This is a genomic window from Vibrio sp. 2134-1 (genome assembly GCF_033339495.1).
In genome coordinates this window covers 1-743 of sequence record NZ_JAWOUS010000365.1, presented here as the reverse complement: position 1 = coordinate 743, position 743 = coordinate 1, and the positions used below count along the sequence as shown (strand labels likewise).

Annotated in this window: 1 protein-coding gene and 1 pseudogene; both read left to right on the top strand. The window is 45.9% G+C overall.

Annotated features, from left to right (window positions below):
* Positions 1-106 (top strand): annotated as a pseudogene (locus R7R78_RS26025) (MarR family transcriptional regulator); the annotation flags it as partial.
* A 37-nt stretch (positions 107-143) separates the two neighbouring features.
* Positions 144-743 (top strand): HlyD family secretion protein (locus R7R78_RS26020; protein ID WP_225474600.1); only part of this gene is annotated, 600 nt, incomplete at its 3' end.

The window sequence follows — 743 nt, the reverse complement described above, 5'->3', positions numbered from 1 at the left end:
GGTTCGTCGAAAACTGCTCTCAGAAATCAATGACCAAGAGCTAAAGAAATTGGGCTTGGTCCTAGAGCAAATTGCTCACAATGCGCTCGATTCACTTGGCGAATAAAGTCAGAAATCCTAATAAAAAAGAGAAGTAAACGCCTATGACTCCAGACCAAAAGTTCGCGCGTTGGATCAAATATTCTTGCGTCGCGTTTGTCCTTGTCTTTGCCTATTTTCTTGTTGCTGATTTAGCAATGCCGTTAACTCCTCAGGCGATGGCTACCCGAGTGGTAACTAAGGTCGCCCCCCGTGTTAATGGGCAAATAACCCATCTTTATGTGGCAAATAACCAAGAAATTCAAAAAGGCGACTTGTTGTTCCAAATCGATCCGCAGCCATACAAGTTAGCGGTAGAAAAAGCGCAATTAAACTTACAACAAGTGATCCAAAACAATGAGCAGTTGGATGCCTCTATCACGGCAGCCAAAGCGGATGTGGAAGCGAGTAAAATCGTCGCTGAGCAAAAAATCCGTGAAGCCAATCGACTGAATACATTGTTCAGCCGAAACGGTACGTCTCAACAACAACGTGATGATGCGCAGAGTAGTGCAACAGCGGCAAAAGCGAATTTGCTAGCAGCAAAAGCCCGCCTGAAAGAGCTAGAAGTAAGCCGCGGCGAGCTCGGCGAAGCTAACGTCAACGTGCGTGTTGCTCAGAACCAGCTAAAACAAGCGGAGCTTAACCTTTCTTACACTCAAGTA